1 protein-coding gene is annotated in these 279 nt (G+C 72.4%); it reads left to right on the top strand.

The annotated features are described in order from the left end of the window. Positions 1 to 279, top strand: a 279-nt coding sequence (locus ACP7FG_RS13005; protein WP_439226627.1) for a molybdopterin-binding protein, incomplete at both ends; no start/stop codon positions are given.

The following is a 279-nucleotide window of genomic DNA, read 5'->3' as shown; positions in this document are numbered from 1 at the left end:
ACGAGTACGCCGCCGAGTACGACGCCGTGGTCGTGACCGGCGGACTCGGCCCGACCCACGACGACCGGACGATGGCGGCCGTCGCCGCGGCCGTCGGACAGCCGCTCGAAACGTCCGAGGCCGCCCTCGAGTGGCTCGATGACGAGCGCGATTACGCGTGCTCCGATCTCACCGCCGGGACGGCCGATCTGCCGGCCGGGGCCCGTCCGCTCAACAACGGCGTCGGGGTCGCACCGGGATGCGTCGTCGAGAACATCTACGTCCTGCCGGGCGTCCCCT

The sequence above is a fragment of the Idiomarina sp. ST10R2A5 genome, from assembly GCF_051842325.1.
Lineage (GTDB): Bacteria > Pseudomonadota > Gammaproteobacteria > Enterobacterales > Alteromonadaceae > Idiomarina > Idiomarina abyssalis.
The sequence above is the reverse complement of the archived record's forward strand: the minus strand, read 5'-3'. Positions and strand labels throughout refer to the sequence as shown.